The organism is Alteribacillus sp. YIM 98480 (assembly GCF_009765375.1).
Taxonomy (GTDB): Bacteria; Bacillota; Bacilli; order Bacillales; family Marinococcaceae; genus Alteribacillus.
Genome location: NZ_VTOK01000016.1, coordinates 79,628 through 96,002, shown reverse-complemented (window position 1 = coordinate 96,002; position 16,375 = coordinate 79,628). Strand labels below are relative to the sequence as shown.

At 38.0% G+C, this 16,375-nt stretch carries 16 protein-coding genes, 1 tRNA gene and 3 pseudogenes; 16 read left to right on the top strand and 4 right to left on the bottom strand.

Annotation, left to right across the window (positions count from 1 at the left end):
• The first annotated feature begins 24 nt into the window (after positions 1 to 24).
• Positions 25 to 101, top strand: a tRNA-OTHER gene (locus FZF09_RS18470).
• Between the two features lie 641 nt (positions 102 to 742).
• On the opposite strand, the gene FZF09_RS22875 is transcribed toward FZF09_RS18470, so the two are convergent.
• Positions 743 to 1,096, bottom strand: a complete 354-nt coding sequence (locus tag FZF09_RS22875; RefSeq protein ID WP_233269558.1) for a hypothetical protein — start codon at positions 1,094 to 1,096, stop codon at positions 743 to 745.
• Positions 1,097 to 1,138: 42 nt separating this feature from the next.
• Positions 1,139 to 1,357, bottom strand: a complete 219-nt coding sequence (locus tag FZF09_RS18465; protein ID WP_233269557.1) for a transposase — start codon at positions 1,355 to 1,357, stop codon at positions 1,139 to 1,141.
• Between the two features lie 388 nt (positions 1,358 to 1,745).
• Between FZF09_RS18465 and FZF09_RS18460 the strand changes: the two genes are divergently transcribed.
• The 3 genes from FZF09_RS18460 (at position 1,746) to FZF09_RS18450 (ending at position 2,728) form a co-directional block, all read left to right on the top strand.
• Positions 1,746 to 1,970: an ATPase gene (locus FZF09_RS18460; protein ID WP_158738059.1), complete on the top strand. Its 225-nt coding sequence runs from the start codon at positions 1,746 to 1,748 to the stop codon at positions 1,968 to 1,970.
• Positions 1,971 to 2,195: 225 nt separating this feature from the next.
• On the top strand, positions 2,196 to 2,360 hold the full coding sequence (locus tag FZF09_RS18455; protein WP_158738058.1) for a hypothetical protein: 165 nt from the start codon (positions 2,196 to 2,198) through the stop codon (positions 2,358 to 2,360).
• A gap of 38 nt (positions 2,361 to 2,398) precedes the next feature.
• On the top strand, positions 2,399 to 2,728 hold the full coding sequence (locus tag FZF09_RS18450; protein WP_158738057.1) for a hypothetical protein: 330 nt from the start codon (positions 2,399 to 2,401) through the stop codon (positions 2,726 to 2,728).
• 88 nt (positions 2,729 to 2,816) lie between these two features.
• Here FZF09_RS18450 and FZF09_RS18445 read toward each other — a convergent pair.
• A pseudogene (locus tag FZF09_RS18445) lies at positions 2,817 to 2,942 on the bottom strand (IS4 family transposase); the annotation flags it as partial.
• Between the two features lie 214 nt (positions 2,943 to 3,156).
• Between FZF09_RS18445 and FZF09_RS18440 the strand changes: the two are divergent.
• Entirely contained in the window at positions 3,157 to 3,390 is a 234-nt protein-coding gene (locus FZF09_RS18440) for a hypothetical protein (RefSeq protein ID WP_158738056.1), read from the top strand.
• 29 nt (positions 3,391 to 3,419) lie between these two features.
• Positions 3,420 to 3,584: a hypothetical protein gene (locus tag FZF09_RS18435; protein ID WP_158738055.1), complete on the top strand. Its 165-nt coding sequence runs from the start codon at positions 3,420 to 3,422 to the stop codon at positions 3,582 to 3,584.
• 199 nt (positions 3,585 to 3,783) lie between these two features.
• Here the strand turns inward: FZF09_RS18435 and FZF09_RS18430 are convergent, their stop codons facing one another.
• A complete protein-coding gene (locus FZF09_RS18430) occupies positions 3,784 to 4,203 on the bottom strand; it encodes a hypothetical protein (RefSeq protein WP_233269556.1) in 420 nt (139 codons plus the stop codon).
• Positions 4,204 to 4,567: 364 nt separating this feature from the next.
• On the opposite strand from FZF09_RS18430, the gene FZF09_RS18425 reads away from it, so the two are divergent.
• The 10 genes and pseudogenes from FZF09_RS18425 to FZF09_RS18375 all read left to right on the top strand — a co-directional run bounded on the left by FZF09_RS18425 (position 4,568) and on the right by FZF09_RS18375 (position 16,349).
• A complete protein-coding gene (locus FZF09_RS18425; RefSeq protein WP_158738054.1) occupies positions 4,568 to 5,539 on the top strand; it encodes an ABC transporter substrate-binding protein in 972 nt (323 codons plus the stop codon).
• Between the two features lie 71 nt (positions 5,540 to 5,610).
• A complete protein-coding gene (locus FZF09_RS18420; protein WP_158738053.1) occupies positions 5,611 to 6,624 on the top strand; it encodes a FecCD family ABC transporter permease in 1,014 nt (337 codons plus the stop codon).
• Positions 6,621 to 7,664, top strand: a complete 1,044-nt coding sequence (locus FZF09_RS18415) for a FecCD family ABC transporter permease (RefSeq protein ID WP_158738052.1) — start codon at positions 6,621 to 6,623, stop codon at positions 7,662 to 7,664. The genes FZF09_RS18420 and FZF09_RS18415 overlap by 4 nt, the downstream gene beginning before the upstream one ends.
• Positions 7,665 to 7,679: 15 nt before the next feature.
• Positions 7,680 to 8,383: pseudogene (locus FZF09_RS18410) on the top strand (ABC transporter ATP-binding protein); the annotation flags it as partial.
• A 6-nt stretch (positions 8,384 to 8,389) separates the two neighbouring features.
• On the top strand, positions 8,390 to 9,109 hold the full coding sequence (locus FZF09_RS18405) for an IucA/IucC family C-terminal-domain containing protein (RefSeq protein WP_158738068.1): 720 nt from the start codon (positions 8,390 to 8,392) through the stop codon (positions 9,107 to 9,109).
• Positions 9,110 to 10,119: 1,010 nt separating this feature from the next.
• Positions 10,120 to 11,151: a LacI family DNA-binding transcriptional regulator gene (locus FZF09_RS18400; RefSeq protein WP_158738051.1), complete on the top strand. Its 1,032-nt coding sequence runs from the start codon at positions 10,120 to 10,122 to the stop codon at positions 11,149 to 11,151.
• 275 nt (positions 11,152 to 11,426) lie between these two features.
• Positions 11,427 to 11,930, top strand: a pseudogene (locus FZF09_RS23420) (SDR family NAD(P)-dependent oxidoreductase).
• A gap of 271 nt (positions 11,931 to 12,201) precedes the next feature.
• Positions 12,202 to 13,173 (top strand): sugar phosphate isomerase/epimerase family protein, encoded by a 972-nt coding sequence (locus tag FZF09_RS18385; RefSeq protein ID WP_158738050.1) that lies wholly within the window; start codon positions 12,202 to 12,204, stop codon positions 13,171 to 13,173.
• Positions 13,174 to 13,301: 128 nt separating this feature from the next.
• Positions 13,302 to 14,330 carry a bifunctional inositol 2-dehydrogenase/D-chiro-inositol 1-dehydrogenase gene (gene iolG, locus FZF09_RS18380; protein WP_158738049.1) on the top strand — a complete coding sequence of 343 codons (1,029 nt, stop codon included), beginning with the start codon at positions 13,302 to 13,304 and terminating at the stop codon, positions 14,328 to 14,330.
• A 576-nt stretch (positions 14,331 to 14,906) separates the two neighbouring features.
• Positions 14,907 to 16,349, top strand: a complete 1,443-nt coding sequence (locus tag FZF09_RS18375; RefSeq protein WP_370514503.1) for a sugar porter family MFS transporter — start codon at positions 14,907 to 14,909, stop codon at positions 16,347 to 16,349.
• The last annotated feature ends 26 nt before the right edge of the window (positions 16,350 to 16,375 follow it).

Genomic DNA, 16,375 nt, shown 5'->3' with positions numbered 1-16,375 from the left:
TAATATATCAGTATTTTTCATAGATTATCCTAAGTGGTTATAGCACGTTGATTACTTTGACAGGGTGGCGGTCACTGGTTCGAGTCCAGTACGGGACACCATACATAATTGCTGTGAGCACGCACTTTCTCGAGTTGAGGAGGTGTGTTTTTTCTTTTGATAAAAGCTAGAGCCAATGTTTATGGCAATCTCTTCTTGAATATTTGGCATAATATGAGCATAAGTCTCCATCAGTGTAGGAATATCATGACCGGATTAATCCCCCCTGAATTTGGACAGTTATTTTCTTTTTCTAGAATGATCAACCTTCTTCCTCTTCATTTATCTTGAGATAGGATCGTCCATTTGCTGCATTTGTCAAGGAACGCTTTTGCTCTCGCGTTGGTCGTCCTTGACAATCCTCTCAAATAGGCGGTTTGATGGTTAAGACAAAAGAAGGTGATACTTTGTGTCACACACGGACATCCCGTGGTAGCACCTTACCGTGCTTTGTTTCCTCATAATATTTTTTGAGAAGTTGTCGGCAGTTGTACATGTCAGACCTATATGATAATCAATGATTGATCGGTCATAGACATCGATGTAAGATAAGACGAAGAAAAAGCGATCTTCTCCATGAATGAAACCGTATTTCAAATCGTCTCCCACGGTTGATTGGAGCCTGTAAATCGTGCAATTCTTTGCTCGTTTTCGTTTCGTCACAGGCCTGGGCTAGCGATGAGAACGCAAGATACCAAGCTCTTTACACAATCGAGACTTTCTTTTTATTGATGATTAATCGGTAGTGGCGTCGGAGAATCACGGTGAGTTTTTGATAGCCATAAGCAAAGGACTCGCCTTCAATCTCTTCCAGCAGCCATTCTTTGATTTGTTCGTCGGAGATATTTTTGCCCTTTTTGGTGAAAGAGTAGCCTGGTATGGGACGTCCCTCACTTACTTTTTTCTTCTCTACCCGATAAGATGTTTGATAGTAATACGTCGACCGTGGAATACGAAGGACACGACAGATGATCGATACCGAATATCCTTTGGCAATCCAGGACCTTGCGACGTCTATTTTTTCAGCAAGTGAGGGTTCTTCTTTTTTTGAGATCACGTAGAACAGCGATTTCTAAATCCTTTTCGCCAAGTAGTTTCTTTAGTTCTGTGTTTCTTGTTCCATCTTTTGAGGATTCACCTCGTCAACTTGGTCCACAGATGTTTGGCCGAAGTGTCCTTGTTCATACTCTTTTGTCCACCGGTAAACCAGATTTTTTGGTAGCTCGTATCGTCTAGCTACTAAAACTTTATTGCCTGTTTCCAGTGCTTCTTTTACCACTTGCAATGTAAAGTCATTGGAGTAAACGTGTCGTTTCATATTCCATCAACCCATTTGATTCTAGTATAACTAAGTTACCTTTTGTTTGTACAAAATCGATAAGGGGCTTTGGAGATGGGGAATGGTGTATGGTGAGTGGATTGACTGGAGTAAAGACAGATTACTTCCCAACGGTATTTAATTGGAAGATAACCATAATGAACTAGGTCGCCAACTTACAGAAAAAGTTAGGAATGAACTTGGTACTAAATACAAAGTACAGTAAGATTCTCTCCTTCTTCGTCAGCCAGAAGTTATTCTGATGCAGGTTTAGAACTTTAATTTTAATCTAAAGGGCAGCGATTGCTCAATAAAGGGGAATCGCCTTTTCTTATTGAAGTAAGGGGAGGTTTGTTCAATAACAAGTATGAAAAAATGGAGGTCTTTTGTGAAAATTATATGGTTACCGTTATTATCATCATTCGGGACAATGGCTCTATTATATTGGATTGGAAATATATTTAATTTATCTCTTCTTAGGTTTTCATTTTTTCTAAATGAACCGTTAGAAAATGGGTTGATTATTGATGCAAATATTGCAATACTTCCTTTTGCTATCGGCTTAATAGTTGGATTTATTGTGGAACGCATAGTTAAAGTCAGAAGCAAATGATTGACGAACGAGGTTCAATGAATAGAAAGAGATAAAATGAAGAAAAAAATGGGGATATATAAGTTCAAATTTTGCTGAGTGTGTTGTTCCATTAACGGGGGCAATCCTGAATGAAGGACTGCGCTTTTTTTATACAGTTGCAGAAGAAAAGTGGTAAAATTTTTCAAATTTATTGAATAACTATGCTAAGGTGAGATGTACGAGGAATTTTAAAGGGGGAGCATTATGGAAGTAATTGTTATGGTAATCATGTTCTATATCGTTTTGTTCTTAGCCCTTATTGTCTTTATAAAAAATCGGATAAGTCCTAACGTGAAAAAGATAGAAGATTTGGAAGCACGAATTGTTAAGTTAGAACATGAAAATAAGGAAATCAAGAATAAGTTATAAGAGTTGTTTATCCAGCCAGTTCAATAAGGAGGAGGACTATGAAAGAAGATGTATCATTGAAAGAAGTCCTTTTTAATAAAAATAAGTATTCAAAAACTAAAACAGTCTTAGTAATTTTCTTTATACTATTAATCTGGTATTTCCAGGTGTTGGAAGTTAATGAATGGATAGGAAATATTTCAGTATTAATACCTGTAATTGCAGGCATAATTTACTTCATCTGTAAGCATTCTTTCTATAATACCCAAAGAAATATCAAAGATATTGTATTCCTGTTGGTGTTCATTGGGTTGCTTTTTTGGGGCGTTTACACACATTCTACAACTGAGTCTTCTATCACGTTCATACAAACGGGCAAAATTATGTAATTGGCTAAACAAGACAAAAGTGGCCATGTAAGGATGTGTTATTTTGAATATCAAAGGTGGAGATCTCTCTCGTTACTGCGTTCTTTTATAAACGATAGACAAAAAAGTAGCCGTCATCGGTCATCCACTCGTAATCCAGATAACCACGGTTGAACTCATACATGGCGTTTGGATCGTCTACCAGAACTTTCAACTGCCCGCGGTCATGTTCTTTCCGTATCTTTCGTATTCTTCAATTGATTAAACTATATTTATATAATTATTTATACGTTGTTTGGAAAATATAAAAATCTCATAAAACAGTATTAATTTTAGTGATTTATTCAGAAAATTTAAAATTATTCATTGCGAAATATGTTTTACTAGTATATAATCTAAGCAATCTAAACAGTTCGCCAATCCATATTTTTATGAAGGGGGATATATACATGTGGGACTACAGGGTAGTCAAAGAAAGGACAAAGGATGGAACTGAACTATTTAAAATAGCCGAAGTTTTTTTTAATGACAATGGAGAACCCTGGGCGTTTGTAGAGCCAGATGAATCTTTTTTGTCTTGGGAATCAATTGAAGAATTAGAGAAAAATATAGACTGGTTTAAGGAAGCATTTGCTAAGCCAGTTCTTTATGAAAAAGACGATGGTAGCTTGGAGACGTTATAACCTAGAAAATGACAAACGAAAGAGAGTTTGTGATCACTATGCTTTTTAGTATGGAAAATCGATTTGAATGTTTGAAAAAATTTCTAGAAGATAATTTTGATGTATTTGTATTTACCGATTCACGTGCTGAAAAATTTAATGCAGCTGCCGGAGTTAACAACTGTCGTGACAAATACTTTCAAGCAATAAACTAGACGAAAAGACGGACAAAAAATTCAAGAATGTGGATGGACTTTTAAGTGTCTGGATGAGGATTACCAATATAAGACAACGGAATTTCAAATAGGATAAAAGAGTAGGAGTAAGCCACTCCTCCCCCAACATTTGACACAGAACCTATTTTTATGAAATAAAAAGGAAGAGCTGTCCTTTTTGGCAGCTCCTTCGTAGTATCTATAAGCTTAACTCCTTGACTGTAATGGCTTGAGAGAGCTTATTCGTTTTACAATCCACGAAGTCTTTTTCTTCAACTAAATCTATCGTCATTGCAGCTTCTAGTTTTTCTGTATCTGGTCGTTTTACTTGTAAAATAAAGTCTTCTAAATTTAATTCTTCCAATTTTTTTATCGTTTTCTCTTCGTCGTAAGTAATAGAAGAGCGAATGACACGCTGTGCTTTGTATTTCCCTCGTTTCAATTCACCTTTTTGCTCTTTTCCAAGGGTATCATCTAAGTAGTTGTGAATTTGTTTTTTGATCCGATTCATTTCTTTTTCTAATCTCTTTTTCTGGATGTTTAACTCATAGTATTTTTTTAATGTTTCCTCTGTTAGTTCAAAGGACTCTTCTACCCCTGCTTCATTTGTCATCATCATTCCCCCCAGTCTATTATGGTTAGTTCATTTATATGAAACTAGAGGGTATTTATGCTGGGTCTTTAAAGCATAGAAAAGTTCAAGTTGAACAACAAATGGCAAAGCAGCTCATTTGTCGTACAAGTGCAACTAGGCAATCGCCTTCGCCTAAAGGCTTGGCACTTCCCAGTTTTCTTTATCTTTACCCCTTCCATAGTTGATTTCTTATATCTACCACTACGTTTGATCTCAAAAATAAAAATAGTTCTTTTTGTAGGGAATATTACAAAAAGTCAAAATTTCCATTGACGAGAATGGTTATCAATTATATCATGAATACATGAAAATGATAATTAATTTCAATTAAGGGGGCAGTGAAGAAAAGATGATATACAAGAAAAAAATGCTGTTTATGTTATCAACGTTTTTTTTGGTTTTATTTGTTTTGTCTGCATGCGGTGCAGAAGAGCAGCAGCCAGTTGAAGGCAGTAGTAATGATGCTAATGGAGAAGACAAGAGAGTCATAGAACATGCGATGGGAGAAACTGAAATCGAGGGCACGCCGGAGAAAGTTGTTACACTTTACCAGGGGGCAAATGACATAGCTGTCGCGCTGGAAACAAAGCCTGTTGGCATTGTGGAATCGTGGACAGAGAAACCAATTTATAAATACTTACGAGAGGACCTCGAAGGAGCAGAACTTGTCGGGGAAGAAACACAGCCGAATCTAGAGGCGATTGCAGAGCTTGATCCGGATGTTATCATTGCGTCTAAAACAAGACATGAAGATATATATGATGATCTCTCAAGTATCGCACCAACCGTTGTCGGAGAAGCAGTTTTTGATTGGAAAGATTCGCTTGAAATCACCGGAAAGGCACTCAACAAAGAAGAAAAGGCAGACCAATTACTTGAAGATTATAACGAACGCATTGCTGACTTTAAAGAAAAAATGGGAGATAAGCTTCCATTAGAAGCTGCCATCACGAACTTTCGTGCTGATCACGCCCGTATTTTCTATATGGGATATGCTGGACGAATTCTTGAGGATGCAGGGTTTACTCGTCCCGAAGGTCACGATAATCCGGAAGAGTGGGGAATTAAATTATCTTCCAAAGAAAGCATTCCGGAAGCAGATGCAGAAATCATTTTCAATTTTAACTCTGGTACAGAAACAGAGCAAATCGAAGCAACGTATGAAGAGTGGACGAATCATCCTTTATGGCAGGAATTAGAAGCTGTAGAAAACGATGAAGTGCACATGGTTGAAGAAGTGGCCTGGAATGCTGCAGGCGGTTATATTTCAGCGCATAATATGCTCGATGATTTGTATGAAATATTTGAATTAGAAAATTAAACCGGCTGGAGGAAGGAAGTTCGATGATTTCTTCCTCTTTCCTTAGTTTCTGAAGATGGAAGTGTGAAAGTATGACCCAGTCCTTTTCTAAGATAAAAAGAAAGTTCATGGTATTAATTCTTTTGTTTGCACTATTTGGCTTGGCCTTTATTGCCAGCATTGTTTTCGGTCAGACGCCGGTCTCTTTTCAAGAGGCCCTCTCCTCTTTTACGAACTATAATGAAGAATCAACAGAGCATATTATTATCCAGACAGACCGTCTTCCAAGAGCCATCATTGGTACGGTAATCGGTGCAAGTTTAGCTATTGCCGGTGCACTTATGCAGGCGCTTACCAAAAATCCGTTAGCCTCACCGAGTATATTCGGAATTAATCACGGGGCGATTTTTTTCGTGGTCGTCGGAGTCGTCTTTTTTTCTATTTCTTCTCTCATCCATTTAACAGGGCTTGCCTTTTTGGGTGCTGCTGTTGCTGCGTTCATTGTATATTTCCTTGGTTCCCTCGGGAGAAACGGGTTAACTCCAATAAAGATTGTATTGGCCGGGGCTGCTATCAGTGCTCTTTTTCAATCGTATACGCAAGCAATGCTCGTGTTAAACGAAACGGGCCTTCAGGATGTGTTGTTTTGGCTTGCTGGTTCGATCAGCGGGAGAACTCTTGACATGTTGGTACCTGTTCTTCCGTTTATCGGAATAGCCATGATGGTCGCCATGTTCATGGGAAAAGCAATCAACTTAATGACGACCGGTGATGATATTGCAAAGGGAATGGGACAAAATGTTGTGCTGGTAAAAGGGCTTATGGGTATTTTAGTTGTTCTGTTGGCCGGTAGTTCGGTAGCGGTGGTTGGATCGGTAGGATTTATTGGTTTAGTGATTCCGCATATCGCACGTTTTTTTGCTGGCAATGATTACAGGTGGGTCATTCCATTTTCCGCATTGCTCGGTGCGGTATTGTTAATAGCAGCCGACGTTCTGGCAAGGATATTGATTATGCCGCAGGAGGTCCCGCTTGGAGTCATGACAGCATTGGTTGGCGGTCCCTTTTTTGTGTACCTTGCACGAAGGGGAGTGTCGAAGCTATGAAAAAGTCTGTAACGTTTCGCAATAAGAAAAACACTGTTTCTTTCCAGCTCGAGACGAAGACCATGCTGATGTTGGGGCTGTTGGTGTTTTTCGTTTTATTGGCATGTATTACTGGTCCGAGCCTGGGAAATAAACTTATCAGCCCGTTAGAAGTAGTGAAAACGATTGTCGGTCAAGGAACGGGAGGAAATGAATTTATTGTCATGCAATCACGACTGCCGCGTACCCTTGTTTCGCTGCTCGTTGGTGCCGCGTTAGGGATTTCCGGGTTGATCTTGCAAGGAATTGTGCGCAATCCTTTAGCTGCACCGGATATTATCGGAGTAACGGGCGGAGCATCTGTTTTCGCGGTGGCGTTTCTTACCTATCTGGCAGGAAGCGTTAGTATCGGATGGATGCCGGCAGCGGCTATTACGGGGGCACTGATTGTATCAGTTTTCATTTATACTATGGCCTGGAAAAACGGAGTTACACCGATAAGGCTTGTGCTTATCGGGATCGGGATCTCGGCTATTATGAGCGCCCTAACAACGTTTATGATAGTTGTTAGTTCTGCTGTAACCGCCAGCCAAGCGTACCTTTGGCTGACAGGCAGTATATACGGAGCTTCTTGGGAAGATGTATATACCATGAGCGTACTGGTGCTTATTTTGACCCCTCTCGCTCTTATTTTCTCAAGAAGCTTGAATTCTCAGCAATTGGGAGATGAAGTGGCTTTAGGAGTGGGGGTTCGTGTGCAAAAGGATCGCTTCATTCTCTTAGGTATCAGTGTAGTCTTAGCTGGTGCGGCAGTCGCTGCAGTCGGCGCTATTGGGTTTGTCGGGCTAATAGCACCGCACATTGCACGCACGCTGGTAGGCCGGACTTTTGGCAGTTTGGCAGCAGCTTCTGCTCTGACAGGAGGCTTGCTGTTGTTTATGGCCGATCTGACAGCGAGAACGATTTTTTATCCAATTGATATTCCAGCGGGTGTGTTTACGGCGGGAGTTGGTGCCCCATTCTTTCTCTATTTATTATTTAAAAATCGCAATCAATTTTAAGCGTAGGAACTTACCATTTCCTATGGAGAGACCAGTTATTAACAACCTAAATATTGATATTCCAAACGGGAAAATAGGGAATGGATGTGGGAAATCCACTCTTTTGCGAACATTTGGCCCGTCAAAACAAGGTGCCGTTCTACTGATGAGAAGAAATTGTTCGGCTCCCGGCAAAGGAAATTTCAAGAAAAATGTCCAATCTCCCTCAAGGTCCGACTGCGCCGGAAGCTTTGACCGTAGAGCAGCTGGTCAGACAGGGCAGATATCCTTATCAAAATTGGTTAAAACAATGGTCGCGTGAAGATGAAAAGATGGTTATTCAGGCCCTGGAAGAGACGAATAGGAGTGAATATGCCGATCATCTTGTGGATGCATTATGCGGTGGGAGAAGGCAGCGGGCGTGGAGCGCAAAGACGCTTGCACAAGGCACGGATACGCTATTGCTCGATGAACCGACCACTTATCTAGACATGTCTCATCAAATCGGAATACTGGTTTAAAAAAAGGCCGAACAATTGTAATGGTGCTGCATGATATGATTCTTGCTAGTCGGTATACTTATCACCTTGCTGTCCTTCAAGATAAAAACATCGTGGCTCAGGGAGAACCGAGTGATATCATGAATGCTGATCTAGCCCGTCATGTGTTCCAAAGTGCCAACATTAACGATCCATTGTTTGGCACGCTCTATAATTATACCTCACGGGAAGGGAGAAAAAAACGTGATGAAAAAATCACCCACACTAGAGCTAAATAATACGATATCCGCGGTAAGCTGGACAGATAAATCCATCTGTCAGGATTATCTGCACCACATCATGCAAGTGACTCAGTCACCTTCCCTTTCGGTGGCTGCGTCTCAATTCTCAAAAAAATACGCAAGATTAATCGTTGTTCCCGCGCTCTCCCTCATGACGATAGAGGACAAAGCATTGGATGTATCAATCGAAAATTGTCTTCTTGACATGGGAGGTAGCGACGGGAAATGGAACCCTTCCTTACAATTTGTAAACGCCGCAGAAAACTGCCGAACGACTGGTTCCAGACAAAGTTGGAGAAAACAAATCATTGAAACCCTTTTTGCTGAGCATTTAAATGAGATATGGAAGACGCTCTCTTCCGTTTCCGGCGTTTCGATGGCAGTATTATGGGAAAATACAGCCGTTCGCACCTACTCTTTATATGAAAAAAAGTTAAGGAAAAACGCAACGGTCCTGGAACAAGCACGGATTGACGAAGATTTCTATTTCCTTATCCACGAGGCACCAGGAAAGCTGTTTGGAGCAAAAAGAAACCCACTGCAATATTTTTACACAGAGAAAGGTTCCCACTCTCCTACAGACAACCCAGTCCGCGTTCGACACACATGCTGTTTCTATTACCAAACCGGTGCCGGTGGCAAGTACTGCGGGGTCTGTCCGAAAAAAACCTGCAACGTGGAATAAAGAGAACCGAAATATCTAAACAACGACACGATGGAAAAAGATATCCTGTCTTTCGGCGTGCGCCTCAGCCGCCAACGACTTACGAAATAACTTTAAGGTTTCGGTGAGAAAATTCTTTTTAAAGGAAGTATCACTTCAGAAGTGAATAATAGAAAGGGTAACCAGGAGGTTCTTCAGCAGAAGGAAAATTCAATAGAAAAAGCAGAGGTTGACGCTATTTCATATGTTTTTATTAATATCTTCTAATTACATAGAGGTTTATGAAAACTCTATTGAAAGTTATGTCCGTTCCAGAAGGTTAATCAATAAGTACCATGTTACATTGTTATTTGGAAGCACTTGTGGCCTGTCATGATTAGCATTTTTCGATTTCATTTATAATGTAAATATGCTTTCTTTTTACCCTTTAAATCAACAAGTGTTGTATATTGATTAAAGATTGAATAAAAAAAGCAAGAGATTTGTGTTTATTATTTGAATCAATTTCATAAGTGCTATTTTAATTATCAAAAACGAACATTATATCGATTGCAGCGGAACGCGGCGACTGCGGGATAATCTTGAGCTGAAGTCCTCGGAGGCAGCTTGCTTCCTAGGGGGGCTGAAGCCATGCCTGCGGTAAAGAAAACACTCCGATAATGAATAAAGGGAGTTGGAGTAGATATCGCGCTTGTGCCCCGAGGGTGAAAGCCCCTGAAGCGGAAATCGAACAATAACGAGGGGATTTTATATAATGTCCGTTTATAATGATATAGAAATAAATAATAAAATTCATTCATTTGACTAATTATTCTATGTATTGTATTATGCAACCAAATGAAAACGCATACGATTGCGTAATAACCATAACAACGGCGAAGATCAATAGTTTCATTACCTGTACTTGTTATAGATATTGGTTTTTAAATAGAGTGTGAGAATAGCTCTTGACTAAACATTCTGAAAGGTTTAACATTTAATTTGTAATGCAAGCGTATGCAAAAAACAAATACAGAAGAGGCATGAAATATATGGCGATCACAACAAAGGATATTGCAAAGTTGGCAAATGTAAGTCAATCTACAGTCTCAAGATGTTTAAATGACAGTCCTATGATTCCAAAAAAAACAAAAAAAAGAATTTTAAAGATTGCACAAGAGCATGGTTTTCAATTTAACGCCCATGCAAGAAGCCTAAGTTCTAATAAAACCCATACGATTGGTGTAATTCTACCAAAAAGTTTATTTGGGTTTGAAGGAGAACTGCACTTCAGATCGTGGCAGAATGAGTTAATAGAAAGTTTGGAAAAAATGGAATTCGATGTGATTGTCGCCTTTTTTGAAAATAGATTCACAAAAGAAAATAATATTAAGAGACTCATTGCTGCAAAAAAAGTAGATGGGCTTATCATTTTGGAACCAGGCTTAGATGATGAAACAATAACCATCTTAGAAAGAACAGATATTCCTTTTGTTTTTTGTAAGTATATACCTCCATTTTATAAAACGAAAGATGTAGATTTTATATGTGTTGATCAATTTAAGGGAGGATATATAGCAGCTGATCATCTAATTAAACAAGGACATGAAAACATCATGTGTATCTCATCCAATCAAATAGGTGGTGAGTTTGAACTAAGAACAGATGGCTTAAAAGCAGCTTTCTATGATAATAACCTCCCATATAATGACAAGCTATTATTTTATGGAGACACTACATTTGAATCGGGTTATCAGGTGATAATGGATAATGCAGACGTATTAAGAGATATTACTGCTGTTTTTGCCCAGAATGACTTAATGGCTTTAGGATCAATATTGGCATTAAAGGAATTGGGAATTAATGTTCCAAAGGACATTCCGGTTGTGGGATTTGACGATATTGAGTTATGCACCTACTATAAACCATACCTTACTACCGTACATCAACCGACTAAAGAAATTGCAGCGATAACATGTAAGCGGTTAATTGAGAAACTAAAATCTACAGATTCAACAGTGAAGCAAAAGCTTGAAATTAGTCCTACTTTAGTAATTAGAGAATCGAGTGGAATAAGTTTTTAAATTTATTCCACCTTCTATATATTTTTACGCAAATTATGCAAGCGTATGCGTAAAACGTTATTTAACTAAAATATCCTGAAAAGGGGGGATGATAAAAAGTTACAGGGAAATCTTGTATTAATAAAGGAGACGTGGGAGCAATATTAAATAAAATAGAAGCCTAAGAGATAATAGTATCATCACTTATCGAGTAGAATAAGTTTTTAATTTATTTCGATTTCTATATTTTTACGCAATTATGCAAGCGTATGCATAAAACGTTATTTAAATAAAATATCCTGAAAAAGGGGGGAAATGATAAAAAATTACAAGGGAAGACTTGTATTGTTACAGAAGCCGCAAGAAGAATAGGTAAGGAAATAGCCATCAACTATGCTAATCAAGGGGCTAGACTTGTATTAATAGGTTTAAAGGAAGAAAGCATTAGAGTAACGACAAAAGAAAAAGAAGACCTAGTAGTAACAGCATTACCACTTGTAGTAGATGCGATTTCATCTCAACAGATTGATGAAGTGATAAAGGAGTTTGAATCCTAATTTACAAAGATTGATATACTTACAAACTGTGCTGGTATCTCCACTTCAAGATTAACGAAGAAGAGTGGGATAGAGTGTTTAAAATCTGTTTATTTTCTCAGTAAAGCTGTTGGAAAAAATATGATCAAAAATAATGTGAAAGATGGAAAAACAGTTTCAATATCTTCACAAGCCTATAAAATTGGTGAGCTAGTAAACGGGGCGTATTATGCGTCAAAAGCAGGAGATAATTCGTTAACCTAAGTCCTTGCTCTGTAACTGGTGGAATATGGAATTGAAATTAACGCTGTTTGTCCAGGCTTTGTAGATACAAAAATGCTACAAAGAAGTTTTTCAAAATGGAGCGTGGTTGAAGGAAAGGCACCTGAAGAATATGAAGAATCACCGTGAAGTCAGGTGCCAATGAAAGGTTGGCAAAACCTGAGGAAATTGCAGAATCTAATGCTATTTTTAAGTAGTGAAACTGCAAACTATATTACTGGTACTTCATTTAATCAAAAAGGAGTTTTTTAGAATGCGAATGAGCTTAGTGACAGATTGTTTAGAATCTATGTCTTTTGAAGAAATGGTTGATACAGCTGCTTCCTTAGGTTATGAAATTTTAGAACTCGCATGTGGAGGTTGGTCTGACGCCCCGCATGTTGATTTAGATGGTTTGCTTGAAAGTTTAGTACAAAGAGAAAAATTAATGGACACTCTAAAACAAAGAGGATTAGAATTACATGCCTTAAATTGTTCTGGAAATCAATTAGCTCCCAATGAAGAGGGACGGGAACATCAGGTTGTCGTAGAGAAAACATTTAGACTTGCGGAGCTTTTAGGTGTAAAAAATATTAATATGATGTCTGGACTTCCAGGTGGAGGACCCGGAGAAACTACTCCAAATTGGATAACCACAAGTTGGCCACCGATTACTACTAAAATTCTAAACTGGCAATGGAGTGAAGTAGCACTTCCGTATTGGGAAAAGACTGTGAAAGAAGCAAAAGAACATGGGATTGAAAAAATTGCATTGGAGAACCATGGAGCACAGTTAGTCTATAACCCTGAGACTCTATTTAGATTAAGAAATCATGTTGGCGATATGATTGGGATGAACTATGATCCAAGTCACACATTTTGGATGGGAGGAGATCCAATATCAGTCGTGAGATCTTTAGGGGATGCAATCTATCATGTTCATGCCAAAGATACACGTATTGAAAGAGGTGTTTTTGAACAAGAAGGGGCACTTGATACAAAAACTATTGACTGTTTTGCTACACGTTCATGGAACTATGTTGCTCTTGGTCATGGACACGAAACTAGTTGGTGGAAGGAGTTTTTCTCAGTACTTAGCATGATGGGATATAATGGCCCTGTAAGTCTTGAGATGGAGGATTTAACAATGGATCCACTGACTGCATTAAAAAAATCAACAACCGTATTGAAAGAAAGCTTACCGGTAGATTTTGAACGTAAAACTGAATTGCAGACATCAAAATAAATCGAAATAGTAGATTTAGGGTACTAGTTTAGATAAAAAGCTTTTTCATTTAATGATGAATTGAAAACGATTTCGTAGTAGGGAAGCTTTACCTAGAGTAATTAATAAATAAAAAAGTAGGTGTATTTATGACATTAAGAATAGGGGTAATCGGAACTGGAATGATTGGTCAAGACCATATTTACCGTATTACGAATACATTAACAGGTGCTGAAATTGTTGCAGTAACTGATGTGAATCAGGAGCAAGCCAAAGAAGTTGTTGAAAGAGAAAAGCTTAACGCAAAAGTTTATGATAATGGTCAAGATTTAATTCATTCAGATGAAGTTGATGCAATTATTGTAACATCTTGGGGACCAACTCATGAGGAGTTTGTATTGGCTGCGATTGATGCAGGTAAACCTGTTTTCTGTGAAAAGCCACTTGCAACAACGGCAGAAGGGTGTAAAAGAATTATAGATGCTGAAATGGCACATGGTAAACAATTGGTTCAAGTTGGTTTTATGAGACGATTCGACCAAGGCTATCGTGCTTTGAAAAAAGTGCTTGATAAAGAGGAAATTGGACATCCATTAATGCTTCATTGTGCACACCGTAATCCAGAAGCACCTGGATTTAGTGGAGATATGGCAATCACAGATTCACTTGTTCATGAGATTGATGTTCTTAGATGGCTACTTGACGGTGACGACTATGTATCTGCACAAATTCTTACACCAAGAAAGACACGTTTTGCAACTGAAGGCTTACAGGACCCTCACATCATGTTACTTGAAACGAAACAAGGAATCCGTATCAGTGTTGAAAGCTTTGTTAATTGTCAATATGGTTATGATATCCAATGCCAAGTTGTTGGTGATACAGGTACAGCGAATTTACCTGAACCTGCTACTGTACCTATACGTAGTGAAGCAAAAGCATCAACAGAGGTTTTCACAGATTGGAAAGATCGTTTCGTAGATGCCTTTAATGTAGAATTCCAAGAATGGATTGATTCGACTTTAAAAGGGGAAATGAATGGTCCTTCAGCGTGGGATGGCTATGTTGTTGCCGTAACGACTGATACATGTGTAGAAGCAAAGAGAACGGGTCAAATTGAGCCCATTTCAATTCCAGAAATCCCAGAGTTTTATAGCAAAAAAATTGTTAATATGTAAAAGTTTTATATTAGTAGAATTAAAACAGATGACTCCTATACGCAGCAAAGTTATCGTGAGAAGAAAATCGTTCTGTTTCTTTATCTGAATTATTTACAGTAATAAAGAAATAGAAGATTAAATAGAACCACTAAATGAGTTATGTGGAAACTTAAAAGACTACTTATGTATTACTGTAAATGAGGGGCTGATTCCCTCGTTTAACAACAACAGGTACAAAATTTGTTTTTCAATAAATACTAGGTGTTGTAGTTAATGGGGCTATCCCTTTGCTTTTTACCATCCCTACCATCCAGCTTCCGGAGAATACTCGCCCATGTCTCTTTTTTAAATCATGAAGACGTAGATAATGCTGGATAAAATAACTTTATTTATACGAATAGGTTAAGACATTTACCGCTACCTATAAGAGTCAAGTTTATTTATGATTAATAGAATCAAAGAAGCTTGTAACTAAAGCTTCAATAAAATAATTGAGAGGGTTATTAGAGTACAAAGAAAATGTGAATGTTGAGATAGATAGTCATTTTATATTGAAATAAATAAGGGGGGTTTGAAGGAATTTCCTTCACTTTTATGATGAATAACAAACGATATTACATTTTATTTGTAGCAGCTGTGGCTTCTTTAGGTGGACTTTTATTCGGTTACGATACAGCGGTTATTGCAGGGGCAGAACAATCCATACAATTATACCTACTGGATAGTTTAGATTTAAGTTCGTTTGTTCATGGTCTTACTGTATCTAGTGCATTGGCAGGATGTATTATAGGGGCGCTAATTTCTGGATTGTTGTCCAATAGTATTGGACGACGTAATACACTCGTTATTGCAGCAGTTTTATTTTCTCTTTCGGCACTAGGCTCAGCTTACCCGGAGTTACTATTTTTCACCTATGGTGAACCTAGTCTTGAATTGTTGGTTACGTTTAATATTTATAGAATAATAGGTGGTATTGGAGTAGGTTTAGCTTCTGCCATTGCACCAGTCTATATAAGTGAAATGAGTCCTTCGAAAATCAGAGGAAGAATGGTCATTTTATATGCTGTGTCTGTTGTATTCGGGCAAACTGTTGTATACGTTGTCAACTGGCTCATATCATTAGGTAGAACTAGCGAGTGGATAAATGATATTGGGTGGAGATTAATGTTTGCTTCAGAATTAATCCCGGCTGCATTATTTTTCTTCCTTCTTTTATTTATTCCGGAAACACCTAGATACCTAGCCCTTAAACATGAGTATGACAAAGCATATAACTTATTAGAAAAGGTAAATGGATCTAAACAAATAGCTAGCGAAACCCTTCAACAAATAAAACACTCCATGAACACTAAAACAGAAAAAGTAAGCCTTTTCCATTATGGAAAGCTAGTGTTGTTAGTGGGTATGGCAGTGGCTATTTTTCAACAAATTATCGGTATAAATATTGTTATGTATTATGCTCCACGAATATTTGAAAACCTTGGTGCCGATTCGTCAACATCTATGTTCCAAACGATATTTGTTGGACTTATAAGTGTTGTTGCTACATTAACAGCTATAAGAATTGTAGATAGACAAGGGAGAAAATTCTTACTACTTTTTGGTTCTTTAGGCTGTGCCATTTGTTTAGCAGCAGTAGCAGCACTATTCTTTGCAGATATTCAAGGAATTAGTGTACTGATATTTATTTTAGGATTTGTAGCTGTATTTCAGATGACTTGGGGACCTGTTACTTGGGTATATATATCGGAGGTATTCCCTAATAAGATTAGAGGTCAGGCTGTTGCTATTGCTGTCACATTAAGCTGGGGAGCTAATTTAACAGCATCATCTACGTTTCCACCACTAAATGATGCTTTAGGTTCAGGAGCTTTTCTTATTTACGGTCTTATTAGCACTTTCGCCTTTTTCTTTGTATTAAAATTTGTTCCAGAAACAAAGAATAAATCCCTTGAAGAAATTGAAGCTACATGGTTCGCTGGAAAAAAAGATGAATTAGAAACAATAGATGTGACTTCTGAAAAAAAGTTGAATTAGATACATGAAATTAATATTGAAAGCGC